Origin of the sequence: Parasedimentitalea denitrificans (genome assembly GCF_011813015.1) — a bacterium.
Classification (GTDB): Bacteria; Pseudomonadota; Alphaproteobacteria; order Rhodobacterales; family Rhodobacteraceae; genus Parasedimentitalea; species Parasedimentitalea denitrificans.
On sequence record NZ_QHLQ01000002.1, the window covers coordinates 139,028 to 152,097 of the forward strand.

At 54.7% G+C, this 13,070-nt stretch carries 13 protein-coding genes and 1 pseudogene; 8 read left to right on the top strand and 6 right to left on the bottom strand.

Going from position 1 to position 13,070, the window contains the following annotated elements; genetic code table 11:
* Positions 1-67 precede the first annotated feature (67 nt).
* The gene (locus tag DL239_RS03250; RefSeq protein ID WP_167682255.1) at positions 68-1,498 is read left to right on the top strand and encodes an amidase family protein; all 1,431 of its coding nucleotides are present in this window, start codon (positions 68-70) and stop codon (positions 1,496-1,498) included.
* Positions 1,499-1,705: 207 nt separating this feature from the next.
* On the opposite strand, the gene DL239_RS03255 is transcribed toward DL239_RS03250, so the two are convergent.
* Positions 1,706-2,473: an NAD kinase gene (locus tag DL239_RS03255; protein ID WP_167682257.1), complete on the bottom strand. Its 768-nt coding sequence runs from the start codon at positions 2,471-2,473 to the stop codon at positions 1,706-1,708.
* Between the two features lie 166 nt (positions 2,474-2,639).
* Here DL239_RS03255 and glyA point away from each other — a divergent pair, with 166 nt between their 5' ends.
* The 3 genes and pseudogenes from glyA to DL239_RS03270 all read left to right on the top strand — a co-directional run bounded on the left by glyA (position 2,640) and on the right by DL239_RS03270 (position 5,641).
* The gene (glyA, locus tag DL239_RS03260; RefSeq protein WP_167682259.1) at positions 2,640-3,935 is read left to right on the top strand and encodes a serine hydroxymethyltransferase; all 1,296 of its coding nucleotides are present in this window, start codon (positions 2,640-2,642) and stop codon (positions 3,933-3,935) included.
* A 288-nt stretch (positions 3,936-4,223) separates the two neighbouring features.
* Positions 4,224-4,730: an RNA 2'-phosphotransferase gene (locus tag DL239_RS03265; RefSeq protein ID WP_167682261.1), complete on the top strand. Its 507-nt coding sequence runs from the start codon at positions 4,224-4,226 to the stop codon at positions 4,728-4,730.
* Positions 4,731-4,807: 77 nt separating this feature from the next.
* Positions 4,808-5,641: pseudogene (locus DL239_RS03270) on the top strand (DUF817 domain-containing protein).
* Between the two features lie 81 nt (positions 5,642-5,722).
* Here the strand turns inward: DL239_RS03270 and DL239_RS03275 are convergent.
* The 4 genes from DL239_RS03275 to DL239_RS03290 form a co-directional block, all read right to left on the bottom strand.
* On the bottom strand, positions 5,723-6,010 hold the full coding sequence (locus tag DL239_RS03275) for a YiaA/YiaB family inner membrane protein (RefSeq protein WP_167682263.1): 288 nt from the start codon (positions 6,008-6,010) through the stop codon (positions 5,723-5,725).
* A 74-nt stretch (positions 6,011-6,084) separates the two neighbouring features.
* A complete protein-coding gene (locus DL239_RS03280) occupies positions 6,085-6,762 on the bottom strand; it encodes a PspA/IM30 family protein (protein ID WP_167682265.1) in 678 nt (225 codons plus the stop codon).
* A gap of 97 nt (positions 6,763-6,859) precedes the next feature.
* Positions 6,860-7,450, bottom strand: coding sequence for a TetR/AcrR family transcriptional regulator (locus tag DL239_RS03285; RefSeq protein WP_167682267.1), 591 nt, complete (start codon positions 7,448-7,450; stop codon positions 6,860-6,862).
* Between the two features lie 64 nt (positions 7,451-7,514).
* Positions 7,515-7,880 (bottom strand): hypothetical protein, encoded by a 366-nt coding sequence (locus DL239_RS03290; RefSeq protein WP_167682269.1) that lies wholly within the window; start codon positions 7,878-7,880, stop codon positions 7,515-7,517.
* A 110-nt stretch (positions 7,881-7,990) separates the two neighbouring features.
* Here DL239_RS03290 and DL239_RS03295 point away from each other — a divergent pair, with 110 nt between their 5' ends.
* Positions 7,991-8,749 (top strand): alpha/beta fold hydrolase, encoded by a 759-nt coding sequence (locus tag DL239_RS03295; RefSeq protein ID WP_167682271.1) that lies wholly within the window; start codon positions 7,991-7,993, stop codon positions 8,747-8,749.
* Positions 8,750-8,982: 233 nt separating this feature from the next.
* Here DL239_RS03295 and DL239_RS03300 read toward each other — a convergent pair whose 3' ends face one another.
* The gene (locus DL239_RS03300; RefSeq protein WP_167682274.1) at positions 8,983-9,918 is read right to left on the bottom strand and encodes a MurR/RpiR family transcriptional regulator; all 936 of its coding nucleotides are present in this window, start codon (positions 9,916-9,918) and stop codon (positions 8,983-8,985) included.
* Between the two features lie 188 nt (positions 9,919-10,106).
* Here DL239_RS03300 and DL239_RS03305 point away from each other — a divergent pair, with 188 nt between their 5' ends.
* The 3 genes from DL239_RS03305 to DL239_RS03315 are packed head-to-tail and all read left to right on the top strand — an operon-like array spanning position 10,107 to position 12,978.
* Positions 10,107-10,628, top strand: coding sequence for a TRAP transporter small permease (locus tag DL239_RS03305; protein WP_167682276.1), 522 nt, complete (start codon positions 10,107-10,109; stop codon positions 10,626-10,628).
* Positions 10,625-11,908, top strand: coding sequence for a TRAP transporter large permease (locus DL239_RS03310; RefSeq protein ID WP_167682278.1), 1,284 nt, complete (start codon positions 10,625-10,627; stop codon positions 11,906-11,908). Before DL239_RS03305 ends, DL239_RS03310 begins: the two co-directional genes overlap by 4 nt.
* Positions 11,909-11,937: 29 nt before the next feature.
* The gene (locus tag DL239_RS03315; RefSeq protein WP_167682280.1) at positions 11,938-12,978 is read left to right on the top strand and encodes a TRAP transporter substrate-binding protein; all 1,041 of its coding nucleotides are present in this window, start codon (positions 11,938-11,940) and stop codon (positions 12,976-12,978) included.
* Positions 12,979-13,070 lie beyond the last annotated feature (92 nt).

The following is a 13,070-nucleotide window of genomic DNA, read 5'->3' on the forward strand; positions in this document are numbered from 1 at the left end:
TGTGACCTTGGGTTTCCCTTGCAACTCTTTCGTCGCTGTCTAACCTGCACCGCAGGAGATTAGTGATATGACAAGCAACGAAATTTGGCGCCTAAGCGCTACTGAGACCGTCGCCCGCACCCACGCCGGAGAGCTAAGCGCCGAGGATAGTATTTCCGCCTCGATCAGCCGTATGAACGCTGTGAACCCAGCCCTGAATGCCGTGGTCGTAGATCTGAGCACCGAGGCGCTGGAGCGGGCCCGCAATCTGGACAAGGCCCGCGCTGCTGGCGCAACACCCGGTGCTTTGCATGGGGTGCCTGTCACCATAAAAATCAACGTCGATCAGGCCGGTCATGCCTCGTCCAACGGCGTGACAGCGCTGAAGGATCTGATCGCCCCGGCGGATGCGCCGATTGTCGAGAACCTGCATAAGGCCGGCGCAGTGGTGATCGGCCGCACCAACACACCCGAATTTTCGTTCCGGGCAGACACAGACAACCCTTTGTTTGGCCGCACCCATAACCCTTGGGGTGAACATATTTCTCCTGGCGGCTCTTCTGGTGGCGCCGGTGCCTCTGTAATGGCAGGTATTGGTGGGCTGGCACATGGCAATGACATCGGCGGCAGCCTGCGTTTCCCTGCCGCTGCCAATGGCGCAGTTACTGTAAAGCCCGGCTTGGGCCGGGTACCCGCCTATAACCCCAGTCAATCTGCCGAACGCGGCATGCTGGCGCAGTCGATGTCGGTGCAAGGTCTGCTGACCCGCAGCGCCGCCGACCTGCATTTGTCGATGCCTACAATGATTGCCGCCGATCCCCGTGATCCCTTTCACGTGCCCCTGCCCTGGCGCGGTGCGCCATTGGATGGGCCAATCAAGGTCGCATTCACCAAAAACACCTTTGGCTACGAGCTTCACCCCGAAGTCGAGGCAGCACTGGACACCGCCCGCGATGCACTGGTGGACGCCGGGTATGTCGTTGAAGAGGTCGAGCCCCCCAACGTCTTTGATGCCGGGCGCACTGGCTACCGCGCCTTGATGGGCGAGGTTTACACGCTGATGAAACAGGATGTAGATGCAGCGGGATCACAAACCGTGCGCGATATTTTTGAGGTCTATTTTCAAGAGTTCCCACCGTTTCTAGAGACCGATCTGCTCAAAATGATGGCCAAGCGCACCCATTACGCCCGTGAATGGTCGCTGTTTCAGGAAAAGTATCCGCTGGTTCTGACCCCATTCCTACCCCAACCCTTTTTCAAACCCGACCGCGACACCGAGGGCGCAGAAGGTGTGCACGAGGTTCTGGGTTGCGCGGTTTATTCCTATGCCTTCAACTATATCGGCTTGCCCGTAGGCTGCGTGCCGTCACGGCTGGCTGATCTGCCGACAGGGCCACAACCGATTAACGTGCAGATCGTGGCGCGACGCTGGCGCGAGGATTTTGCGGTTGATGCCTGCGCCGCAATTGAATCCCGTGCGGGCCGTATGTGTGATTTGCTGTGGGAAAGAATGTCATAAGCACGACGTTTGCGAAAAAGTTGTGCCTCAAACACAACGCGGGCGCGGGGTTGAGGCCCCACGCCCAACGCATGTTTACCAAACATACTCGTACACAACAGAACAGTCATGGATGGAGAGACCGCTGCTGCTTCCAGCTTGCCTGAAGTAGCGTAAATCTGGAGGCTGTCCGCTATAGGTCTATCACGTCTTCGTGATTATCGCTGATCAGGAAAACTGCTCTGAAATCAGCCGTTCTTCCAATCCATGACCGGGATCGAACAAGATTTTATGGCTGACATTGGTTTCGGTACTGATTTCAACCCAATCGATGTCAGCAATCGACTTGGAAATGGAATCCGCATCAGCCATCACAGGTCTTTTTTCGGCCTCGATCACGTCAAAGCGCACCGTGGCATGGCTAGGTAGCAACGCCCCCCGCCACCGCCTTGGTCGAAACGCGGCAATCGGTGTCAGGGCCAGCACATCCGAACCAATAGGCACAATAGGCCCATGTGCAGAATAGTTATACGCTGTTGACCCTGCTGGCGTCGCGACCAAAGCGCCATCACAAACTAATTCCTCCAGCCGCTCTCGTCCATCAATCGAAATCTTCAACTTCGCGGCCTGAGGACCAGCTCGCAACAAGGAGACCTCGTTGATTGCCAAGGCCTGATGCAGTTTTCCATTTTGATCCATCGCCCGCATGGTCAGAGGATTGATGATCTCTTGTTCGGCGGCCTGCAACCGTTCGATCAATCCATTTTCGTTGTACGTATTCATCAAGAACCCGATGGTGCCTCGGTTCATTCCGTAGACAGGTGCCGACAGATCCACTGTGGCGTGCAATGTATGCAACATGAACCCATCTCCGCCCAAGGCGACAATCACGTCAGCCTCTTTCGGGGAAACATTGCCGTATTTAGCAACAAGGGTGCTTAGCGCCATTTGCGCCACCGCCGACGAGTTGGCCAAAAAGGCGATTCTTTTGCTCATCAAATTTGTTTCCGGTGTTGCCCAATTGGTTCCGAAACAACCACACCTTTCCTCGGATAGCCAGTCTTGCCGCACTAACGCATAGATTCGTCGCAATACAGCCTTTCGGACCAGATGTGTTTCCTATAGGAAATCTCCAAATCCAGTCCAACTCTACGGAGCCATCATGACCGAATTCACCAGCGACCCCGGCTTTTTCACCCAATCCCTGTCAGAGCGCGACCCAGAGCTTTACGGCACCATCACTAGCGAGCTGGGCCGTCAGCGCGACGAGATCGAATTGATCGCGAGCGAGAACATCGTGTCCGCTGCCGTGATGGAGGCGCAGGGCACTGTGCTGACCAACAAATACGCCGAAGGATATCCCGGACGCCGCTACTATGGTGGTTGCCAACATGTGGACGTTGCCGAGCAACTGGCTATCGACCGTGCAAAACAGCTGTTTGGGTGTGATTTTGTCAACGTACAGCCAAACTCTGGCAGCCAGGCCAACCAGGGCACGTTCCAGGCGCTGATCAAACCCGGCGACACCATTCTGGGCATGGATCTGGCGTCGGGCGGCCACCTGACTCACGGTGCGCGCCCTAACCAGTCGGGCAAATGGTTCAACGCTGTATCCTATGGCGTGCGTCGCGACGACAACCTGATCGACTATGATCAGGTCGAAGCACAGGCCAAAGAGCACCAGCCCAAAATGATCATCGCTGGTGGTTCCGCCATCCCACGTCAGATCGACTTTGCCCGGTTCCGCGAAATTGCAGACATGGTCGGCGCCTATCTGATGGTCGACATGGCGCATATTGCCGGTCTGGTCGCCGCAGGCGAGCACCCCTCGCCGTTTCCACACGCCCATGTTGCCACTACCACAACCCACAAGACTCTGCGTGGCCCACGTGGTGGCATGATCCTGACAAATGACGAAACAATCGCCAAAAAGGTCAACTCGGCGATTTTCCCTGGCATCCAGGGTGGCCCATTGATGCATGTGATCGCAGCCAAGGCCGTCGCCTTTGGTGAAGCCCTGCGCCCCGAGTTCAAAGAGTACCAAAAGCAGGTACGCTCTAATGCGGTGGCTTTGGCTGATCAGTTGATCAAAGGCGGGTTGGACATCGTCACCGGCGGCACCGACACCCACGTGATGCTGGTCGATCTGCGCCCCAAGAGCGTAACTGGCAACATCGCCGACAAGGCCCTCGGCCGCGCCCATATCACCACCAACAAAAACGGCATTCCGTTTGACCCGGAAAAGCCGATGGTCACTTCAGGCCTGCGCCTGGGTACTCCGGCTGGCACCACACGTGGCTTTGGTGAGGCAGAGTTCCGTCAGATCGCCGATATGATTGTCGAAGTTGTCGACGGTTTGGCCGCCAATGGCGAAGACGGAAACGCCGAGGTTGAAGCAGGTGTGCGGGCCAAAGTCGCCGACCTCTGCGCTAAGTTCCCGCTCTATCCCAACCTATAGGCACCTGGAATTGAATTTGGAAAACCGTCGCGGCCAATGGCTGCGGCGGTTTTTTAGTGTACAAAGTCTCCCACGCCCTGTCCCGGCATCATAGATGCCATGCCAAAGGCCTTGGGCGTGGCAGCCCTGCGGGCTGCCCTTTTCAATCACGCGCAACCGCGCCGCGCTCTGGCGCGGCGCCCGGCCCAACACTTTTGTCTGTCGTCAGGCAGGTGAAAGTGGCGGGAGTTCATCTTGGCCAAATACTCGATACTGGAACCTTAGACGGCAGACTGGTTAAGTGCAGTCATGGACAAAAATGAATTAAAAGCCCGCAGTAAATTTCTAAGCTATCTGCTACGGCACAAGCCAGACGTTTTGGAACTGACAATGGATGCCCAAGGCTGGGTGGCCATTGATGAGATCATTGAAAAGTCAGAGCGTCCTATAACCCGCGAACAGATTGAAGAGATTGTGGTCTCTAACACCAAGCGACGCTTTGCAATTTCTGCCAACGGCCAAAAGATCCGTGCCAATCAAGGGCATTCAATTCCAATCGATCTGGGCCTGCCCGCATGTCGCCCACCTGAGATCTTATTTCATGGCACCGTAGCCAACAATGTCGAGGTGATCCGTGCCGAGGGGCTGACCCGTCAAAGCCGTCACCACGTACATCTGTCCCCAGACGCCGAGACAGCTCGACAGGTCGGCATGCGCCATGGCAAGCCCGTTGTCCTTGTTGTCGAGGCTGGCCAGATGCACACAAATGGTCATGTCTTTCTACTGCCCGAAAATGGTGTCTGGCTGTGTGATTAGGTACCTCCGGAATTTTTACGCCCATGAGCCTACAACAAAACCCAACCCGCCAACTGGAACGTCGATTGGGTGACTGGATGCGGGCACGATTGCCGCATCTGGTCAGCGAGTTGGTTATGTTCACCCTCAAACAGGGCTGGGCTGCGCTATTTGGAGCGCTCTTGCTTGTCGGCATGATCCTGAGCAGCAAGATCTGGCAACCCGATTGGCCCATTGTCCGCTATGACGCGTTGCTTGCCTATGCGCTGACCCTACAATTCCTGTTTCTGGCCACTGGGATGGAGAGCTGGCGTGAGGCCCGGGTAATTCTTCTGTTTCATCTGACCGGAACCGTGATGGAGATTTTCAAGGTTCACGTCGGTAGTTGGGGTTATCCCGGCGAGGGCCTGATAAAGCTCTGGTGAGTGCCTTTGTTTTCGGGCTTCATGTATGCCTCGGTCGGGTCCTATATGGCTCGAGTGATCAGGCTGTTCGACATGCGCTTTGCGCCCTACCCGCCGTTCTGGGCAACCACGCTGTTGGCGCTGGCGATCTATGGAAACTTTTTCGCCCACCATTTCCTGATCGATATTCGGCTAGCGTTGTTCGCTGTAACACTTGTTCTGTTTATCCGCACTCGCATTTGGTTTCGCATCGGCGAGCGCAATTACTGGATGCCGCTTCCGCTGGCTGCGTTCTTTTCCAGCTTCTTTCTATGGCTGGCCGAAAACATCGGCACCAGCACCAAAACCTGGCTATACAATGGCCAAAGCGAACATCACCTGGTCAGTTTGGCCAAGATGGGGTCATGGTATCTTTTGCTCTATGTCAGCTTTGTCACCGTAACCTTAGTGTTGCGCGATGCCCTGTCGCGTGAGCCGTTGCACAGTACGGCCAATCCATACCAACGAACAAACAACAACCATACTTAATTGCGACACTTTTCTTGCCGCCTCCAAAACGCAAGCCCCCGGAGATCTCTCCGGGGGCCTAAACTACATACCGTCCGATACTTAGATAGAAGTGGTAGGTTCGCTTAGGGCTTCTTCCAGAAGCTTGTCATTGCGAGCCTCTTCGATACGGCTGATCCGGTCTGAGCTGGAGCGATGGTCAAAGCGGTATTTCACAACGTTGATCAGGCTGATGGTCAGCAACAAAATACCCATCCCCCAGTAACCCTTGGTGGCCAGTGGTACCTCTGTCGACAACCAAAGCGAGACACCAAGCAAACCGTAGGCCAAGGCTACACCGGCACCGTTCAATGTCATGATGAGTTTGTTATCGTTGTTATCAGTATGCATTTTCTTCTCCACTTACTTAAATCAATGGGGCTCTAATACCCCGTAACTAGGTCGCTTTCGGGTTTCAGTTTCGGTTATTTCTCATTCTTTAACCGGTTCAACACATCGACAGCTGAACTGCCGCTTCGTTTGCCAAACCCGGCATCGGCCAAGTCGTCCGCCACGTTGGCATGGCCAAGATCACCGTCGATTTCTTTTATGATCTCGCTCTGCTCAAATGGATCGTCCTGTTCCATGACCCGAGCAATCAGGGCTTCGGCTTCTTCCATCGGACTGTCTCCTCCCAGATGTTTATTCAGGCGACGTTGCATGGTTTGTTCGCGCTTTGTGGCACGGGCGGACATGGCCCCCTGCTTCAAATCAACGATGCGACGGTTTGCTGTTTCCACTGACTGGCGCAACTGAAGGATCCGGCGCTCTAGCCGCTCCAACGACTGGCGCCGCACAGTCAGTTCATTTTCCATCTCGGCCACAGCCTGCGCTGCAGTCGTGGCCAGGTCTTCGCGATCACCGTCCAATGCTTCCTTGGCCCGTGACAAAAGATCTGCAGTACGGGTTTCAAGGTTTGCGATCTGACGTATTTCAGCACGCTGGCGCTGGATCAGGCTCGCCAGGGTCAGCTTGGCAGCTTTCAGGCTCGCCTCAGATTCACGAATTTTCTGGTCAATCAATTCAATCGAGAATGTATCACGAAGCTGCTCTTCGGCACGGGCGTTTGCACCGGTGAATAAGGTCTTCAAAGTTCCAAACATGTCGCTCTCCAATTTCCTGAACGTCGTTCACAAATTGAGGTGTAGCGCATACGTGAACATCGTTCAAGAAAATAATGAACGTCGTTCAGATTTTTATTTAACCGATCTGACTTAGGATCTGAGCGATCATCAGTTCAACCTTGGTTAGGGGCACCCCCGAGATCCGCTGTTCAAGCCCCAGCAACACAATTCCATGCACCGAAGAAAACAGAGCCCGAACCATCAGGTCCAACTCTTCGTGACTGTAATCAGGGAACAGTTCCGCCACTGGGTGAGCAATATGTGAAAACAGCGACCGTAGCGCCTGCAAATACCAATCGGGCACATTATCCTCGGCCCGCATCTGCAAATCGAACAACGCCCGCCACAGGTTGGTGTTGTCCGAGGCAAAGGTAAGATATGCGTTGCTCATCAGGATCAAACGTTTGGTCGGTGTCTCGCTCTCTTTCCCATCAACCGAGCTGGCTACAACCAGCCCCAGTTTTTGGAACGTTCGCCCGTTCACGGCCATGATCAGCGCATTTAGGTCATCATAAGCGGTATAAATTGCACCAACGGCACAGCCTGCATCCTTGGCCAAGTCCCGAGCCCTCAGCGCGCCTGCTCCATCACGGTCAATCCGGGTTTCTGCGGCTTCCACCAGTTTTTCACGCAGGTTTGCTTTGCGCTGCTGAGCTTTGGTTGTCATCGGACCCTCTATTCTTGAACCCCGTTCAAGACTTTCAATAGCACCGGGCACTGGAAAGATGCAATCAAATCAAGCCACGCCAGCGCATCACCGCAATTGCGAGGCCAAGTACAACCAACAGTGAAAACGCTAAACTGCCCAGAATTGTCAGCACACGACCTTTGCGGCGATCGGCCAGATCAATCGATTTCAGATAGTCCAAGACTTCACCAGCCGATTTCAGCAGCGCGGGCTCATCTAAGGTCAATCGCAGCTTAGGATGATCCATCAACGGTTCAGCCTTTGCCAGCAACATTCCTTGTTTATAGACTCTGCGCGGCAACCGCCGACGTGCCTTCTTTAGCGCGTCCGACAACTCACCCGAGGCATATTCACGGGTTTTCAGCAAATCCCTGATCTCGGCAACTTCCTCTGCAATGCTGTGACCCACTCCGGCGCGCTCCTGTTTTCGTTCAGGCTGATCTTATCCTTTGCCACGCTGGGGCTCAATACGTCCAAATTGATCTGGCGGCCCCGCCCGTGCGGCGCTATTAAAGTGCCATGTTGAACACAATTACCCATGGCACGGCCACTGACAAACCACCCCTTTTGATCGCGCACGGCCTGTATGGCTCCGCTCGAAATTGGGGTGTGATCGCTAAGCGTCTGTCCAACGAACGATTGGTTGTAGCTGTCGATATGCGAAATCATGGCCACAGTCCTTGGGCGGATACCCATAGCTACCCCGAGATGGCCGAGGACTTAGCGCAGGTTATTGCCGCACATAGTGGGCAAATGGATGTGATTGGACATTCTATGGGCGGTAAAGCAGCAATGATGCTGGCCCTGAACTACCCCGAGGCAGTGAACCGCCTGCTGGTCGCTGACATCGCGCCTGTCGCCTATACACACAGTCAAATCCAGTTCATCAAGGCGATGCGCAGCATCGACCTTGCCACCCTACAGCGACGGTCCGAGGCTGAAGAGCAACTGGCCAAAGTAGGGGTAGAACCCGCACTGCAAAGCTTCTTCACCCAATCGCTCGACATCCCCAACAAACGCTGGCGTCTTAACCTGGATGCATTGGCGGACCAGATGCCCAACATTATGTCCTTCCCGCAGACAGAAGCGTCTTGGGAAGGTTCAGCACTATTCTTGTCCGGCGCCGCATCTGACTACGTTACCCCCAAGTACCGTCCCAAGGTTCTCAGCCATTTTCCGCAAGCGCGTTTCGCCAAGATCCCCGGCGCCGGTCACTGGCTACATGCCGAAAAGCCGCGTGAATTCGAAGCCACCGCCCGCATTTTCCTAAATGCATGAGTGGCCAGGCGACCTTTGTGTGTGATGACCACGAAGCGTGATTGCGATTTTCTGGTCACCTTGCGCCCCAGACACCTGCACGGCTGACAGCTAATCTACAGCACATCTGAGGCGGGATACATGCCCACGCTGGAACAGGCGCTCCAAGGTTTTGGCCCTACATACAGCAACCAGACTTCCACACAGTTTTCATGTGAACCAGTCCGGCTTGCGACGGTATTGCCTATTTCACCTTAGTCACCCAAAGGCTGCGGCCCTGTTCTGCCGTGGTACGCAGTCAGCGAGGATCTGATCCGGCGCAGGTTCTCGGTTGTTTCATGCGCCATTTCTTGGGCCACTAACATGGCAAGAGCGTCTACAATAATCATATGGATGTAGCGCGAAGCTGTAGGTTTGTGGATATCCCGGTCTTCTGGAAGGTCAACCAGAATTGGGATTGAGCAAGCCTCTGCGAGACGAGTGCCGGGCTTGGTTATGCAAATCGTCGTCGCGCCATAGCCGCTCGCTATTTCGGCGGCACCAACAATAGCATCCGCCTCTCCGCTGGCAGAGATTAAAAACAAAACGTCACCGGCCTTCAGGGTCGCTGCTCGCATTTGCAAAATGTAGCTGTCGCTCGTCGAGAAAGACGGAATTCCTAGCCGGAAGAACCGGTTAGCGGCTTCTTGTGACACATTTGACGAACCGCCACCTATGCCCGCAAACAGCAAGTGCTTTGTCTCCAGAAGTTTCGTTTGGGCGCGCTCCAGCATGGACGGGTCGATCTGCTGACGCATCACATTTGCCGTAGTGTAGACAGCTCCTAGAATCTGATCGATCGCTGTGTCCCCTCCGGCCGCTACGGGCTGCGGGTCTGCTGACAGGTACTGCATGCTTACAGCCAGGTTTTGTGCCAGCCGAAGCTTGAACTCACGGAACCCGTCACAGCCCAGCGTTCTACAGAACCGGATTACCGTGGGCGTGCTGACCTCACAATGCCCGGCCAGTTCAGCAATTGTCATCGCACTCACGTCCTCAAGGTGTTCCTTGACATAATTGGCCACCTTTTGCTCTTGCGTAGCCAGGTTTCCGTCATGCCGGTGCAGTGCCGAGATAACATCGGCAACTCCCGAGCGCCCCTTTTGCGGTGGAAGCGGCAAAGAATCGGAATCGGTGTTGTTGGATGTCACAGCATTCTCCAGTGGTGATACGAGGAGTGTAATTTAGATACATATGATGGTCAATTTGATATAAATTTTCAAATAATCACAGGTATTTGACCCCAATCATGTAACTTAGTAACGGAATTCGGTTGATCTTACGCCTGAAGTACACTTTAATGTACCTGAATTACACATTCGTTCAAGGGAGGGAGCTGATGCGTAACTGGGCTGAAACAACCAGCGCCAAGATCAACACAGTTGTCGAAGCCATTGTCGCGGCATTGATGCTGGCCTTGGTTCTTGATGTCTGGCTGGGGGTTGTGGACCGTTACTATTTTCACTGGCAATTGCCCTGGCCTGAAGTCTTAGCAAGGTACCTGATGATATGGGCCGCAATGTTGGCGGTTTCCTCAGGAGTTGCGCGCCGCGATCATATAGGACTGACAGCCTTTGTAATGGTGTTACCATATAAGTTACGTCGTATGGCCCTGATCTGTATGGATCTACTTGCACTTGCCCTGTTCCTATATGTTGCATGGTTTGGCGTTCAGTTTGCCCAAAGTGGTGCGCCGCGCCATGCAATGATTTTTGGCGCCAGCCTTGCACCTTTTTATGCAGCCATTCCAGTCGCGGCCTTCCTGTCATCTCTGCAACTCGTTCTTGTCCTGTTACGCGATATGGGCGCGCACATCGACCGTCCTCCGTTTTCTGATCACCTGGAGGAAGAACTGCCATGATCGTTGCAATCTGTTTTGTCACCCTCGTTCTGTTTGGCATGCCAATTGGGTTTGCGATTGGATTGGCGGGCGTTGTTGGTCTGATCGATATGGGCGGAACACAGTTTCTGCAAATCGGCCCCAGCAAGATCTTTAACGGCCTGAATATATTCCCCTTTCTTGCCATGCCGTTTTTCATTCTCGCGGGTGAAATCATGAACGACATTGGCATCACCAATCGCCTGGTCAAACTAGCGCAGGTTCTGGTTGGACGGTTTCGCGGTGGATTGGCGCATACCAACATGCTGGCGTCGGTGTTCTTTGCCGGCCTGACCGGGTCTGCCACTGCTGACGCGGCCGCCTTTGGCCGAACATTGGTTCCGGCCATGGTCAATGAAGGATACAAACGCGACTATGCCTGTGCCGTAACTGCTGCCGGATCAATCATCGGGCCGACCATTCCACCGTCAGGTTTGATGGTTGTCTATGGCTCGCTGATGGGGGTTTCGATTGCTGGCCTATTTGCAGCTGGCGTTCTGCCCGGTCTTGTCATCTGCCTGGTCTGCATGGGCGTTATCGCCATTGGTGGTAAACGCGAAAACTTGCCCAAGGCCATTCGCGGCGCAAGCCCACGTGAAATCTGGGACACCTTTGTCTCTTCCCTGACAGCGCTGGCCATGCCTGTGATCATTCTGGGCGGCATTCTGGGCGGCATCGTCACGCCAACCGAGGCCGCATCAATTGCCGTGGCCTATGCCCTTTTCATCGGTGTTTTTGTCTATCGCACGCTAACGCTCAGGGGCTTTTACGGGATGCTGGTGCGCACTGCGCGGATCATGGGGGTGATTTTTGTCATCATCGCCTTTGCTGGCATCCTTGGCTGGTGGATGAGTTTCGAGCGCATTCCACAACTGATCGCCGAAGCCGTATTGGGGCTGTCCGACAACCGCTATGCGGTGATCGCGATCATCATTGGTTTGCTGCTTGTCGTTGGCATGGTGATGGATATCACCGCGATCCTGATCATTCTTGCCCCGGTCCTGGTGCCATTGACCGAACAGGTCGGGCTCGAGCCGATCCACGCGGGTATCATCTTTGTCCTGGCGCTCAATATCTCGCTGATGACGCCCCCTGTCGGGGCCTGCCTGTTTGTCCTGTCCTCGGTAACCGGTGAAAGGCTGGAACGCATTTCAATCAAACTGATGCCGTTCCTAATCGCCGAGGTCGCCATATTATTTGCCTTTGCTTTCTGGGAGGACGCCGCGCTTTGGCTCCCCCGCCTGCTTGGCTACGCCCAATAATCAACAACTAAAACCAACTGGAGGAAACTATGAAAACGATTATAAGAGGGTTGGCCATTGCCGCGACAATGACAGCCAGCAGTGCCTATGCTGAAGGCCGAGTGATTAAGTTCGGCCATGACAACAAAACCGACCCGTTTGAAAACCCGGCACATGCCTGCACGGCCGTATTCTCGAACATCGTTACTGCCGATACCAATGGGTCAGTTTCGGTAGAGGTCTTTGGCTCTAACCAGTTGGGGTCAGCGTCCGAGCACGTCCAGCAGGTCCGCGATGGTATCATTCAGGCAACCCTGACATCCACCGGTGCGCTGGCCAGCTATTACCCGCGTATTGACGTGCTGAACCTGCCGTTTGCTTTCGACGGTAACGCATCGACCTACGAAGTATTTGATGGCGCCTTTGGTAAGGAGCTGGCAGCAGACATCGAAGCCGAACTGGGCGATGTGGTCGTTCTGGGTTTCCCCGACACTGGCGGATTCTTCGCTGTGACCAACTCTAAGCACGCCATTGCAGATCTGGAAGACTTTGACGGCATACGCATTCGTACAATGACCCTGCCGTCGCACCAGAAAATCATGCAGTCGCTGGGCGCCGAAGCTTATCCACTGTCCTGGGGCGAAGTGTACTCGGGTCTGCAGACAGGCGTGATCGACGGTCAGATGAACCCGGTTCCAATCATTTCTTTTGCCAACTTTGCCGAAGTTCAAAAGTACATGACGCTGACCAATCACCTGTTCTCGCCTTATACCTTTATGGTCAACCGCGCGTTCTACGAAGGTCTGAGCAACAGCGAACAGGCGACCTTGCACACGGCGGCTGAAAACTGCGTTGCTGCAAGTCGCGGCTTGTCGCGCATCATCGAAGCATCGGATCGTGGGCTTGCTGGCCTGATGGATCAGATCGAGGTGACTGCACTTTCGGCAGATCAACGTGCGGCCATGGCCGGCGCTGCCCAGCCCGCATTTGAAGCGCATGTCGCTGAAAACATGGATGCCCGCGCAGGTGAACTGTTGAACATGTTCAAAGCCGAAGTGGCCGCTGCAAATGCAGCTGCATACCTCAACTAAACCCCACCCACCCCACCTGCGTTTGCGTGGGTGGGGATACGGGCAGGTGTTATTAGAATGCCTGCCCACCTTTCAGACTAAAGGATCGAAAT

Bases quoted from the DNA above. Each gene is read 5' to 3' on its own strand.
- DL239_RS03275 (WP_167682263.1), bottom strand. From the start codon at position 6,010: ATGCATACTGATAACAACGATAACAAACTCATCATGACATTGAACGGT.
- DL239_RS03305 (WP_167682276.1), top strand. From the start codon at position 10,107: ATGCGTAACTGGGCTGAAACAACCAGCGCCAAGATCAACACAGTTGTC.
- glyA (WP_167682259.1), top strand. From the start codon at position 2,640: ATGACCGAATTCACCAGCGACCCCGGCTTTTTCACCCAATCCCTGTCA.
- DL239_RS03255 (WP_167682257.1), bottom strand. From the start codon at position 2,473: ATGAGCAAAAGAATCGCCTTTTTGGCCAACTCGTCGGCGGTGGCGCAA.
- DL239_RS03295 (WP_167682271.1), top strand. From the start codon at position 7,991: ATGTTGAACACAATTACCCATGGCACGGCCACTGACAAACCACCCCTT.
- DL239_RS03265 (WP_167682261.1), top strand. From the start codon at position 4,224: ATGGACAAAAATGAATTAAAAGCCCGCAGTAAATTTCTAAGCTATCTG.
- DL239_RS03285 (WP_167682267.1), bottom strand. From the start codon at position 7,450: ATGACAACCAAAGCTCAGCAGCGCAAAGCAAACCTGCGTGAAAAACTG.
- DL239_RS03250 (WP_167682255.1), top strand. From the start codon at position 68: ATGACAAGCAACGAAATTTGGCGCCTAAGCGCTACTGAGACCGTCGCC.
- DL239_RS03315 (WP_167682280.1), top strand. From the start codon at position 11,938: ATGAAAACGATTATAAGAGGGTTGGCCATTGCCGCGACAATGACAGCC.
- DL239_RS03280 (WP_167682265.1), bottom strand. From the start codon at position 6,762: ATGTTTGGAACTTTGAAGACCTTATTCACCGGTGCAAACGCCCGTGCC.
- DL239_RS03310 (WP_167682278.1), top strand. From the start codon at position 10,625: ATGATCGTTGCAATCTGTTTTGTCACCCTCGTTCTGTTTGGCATGCCA.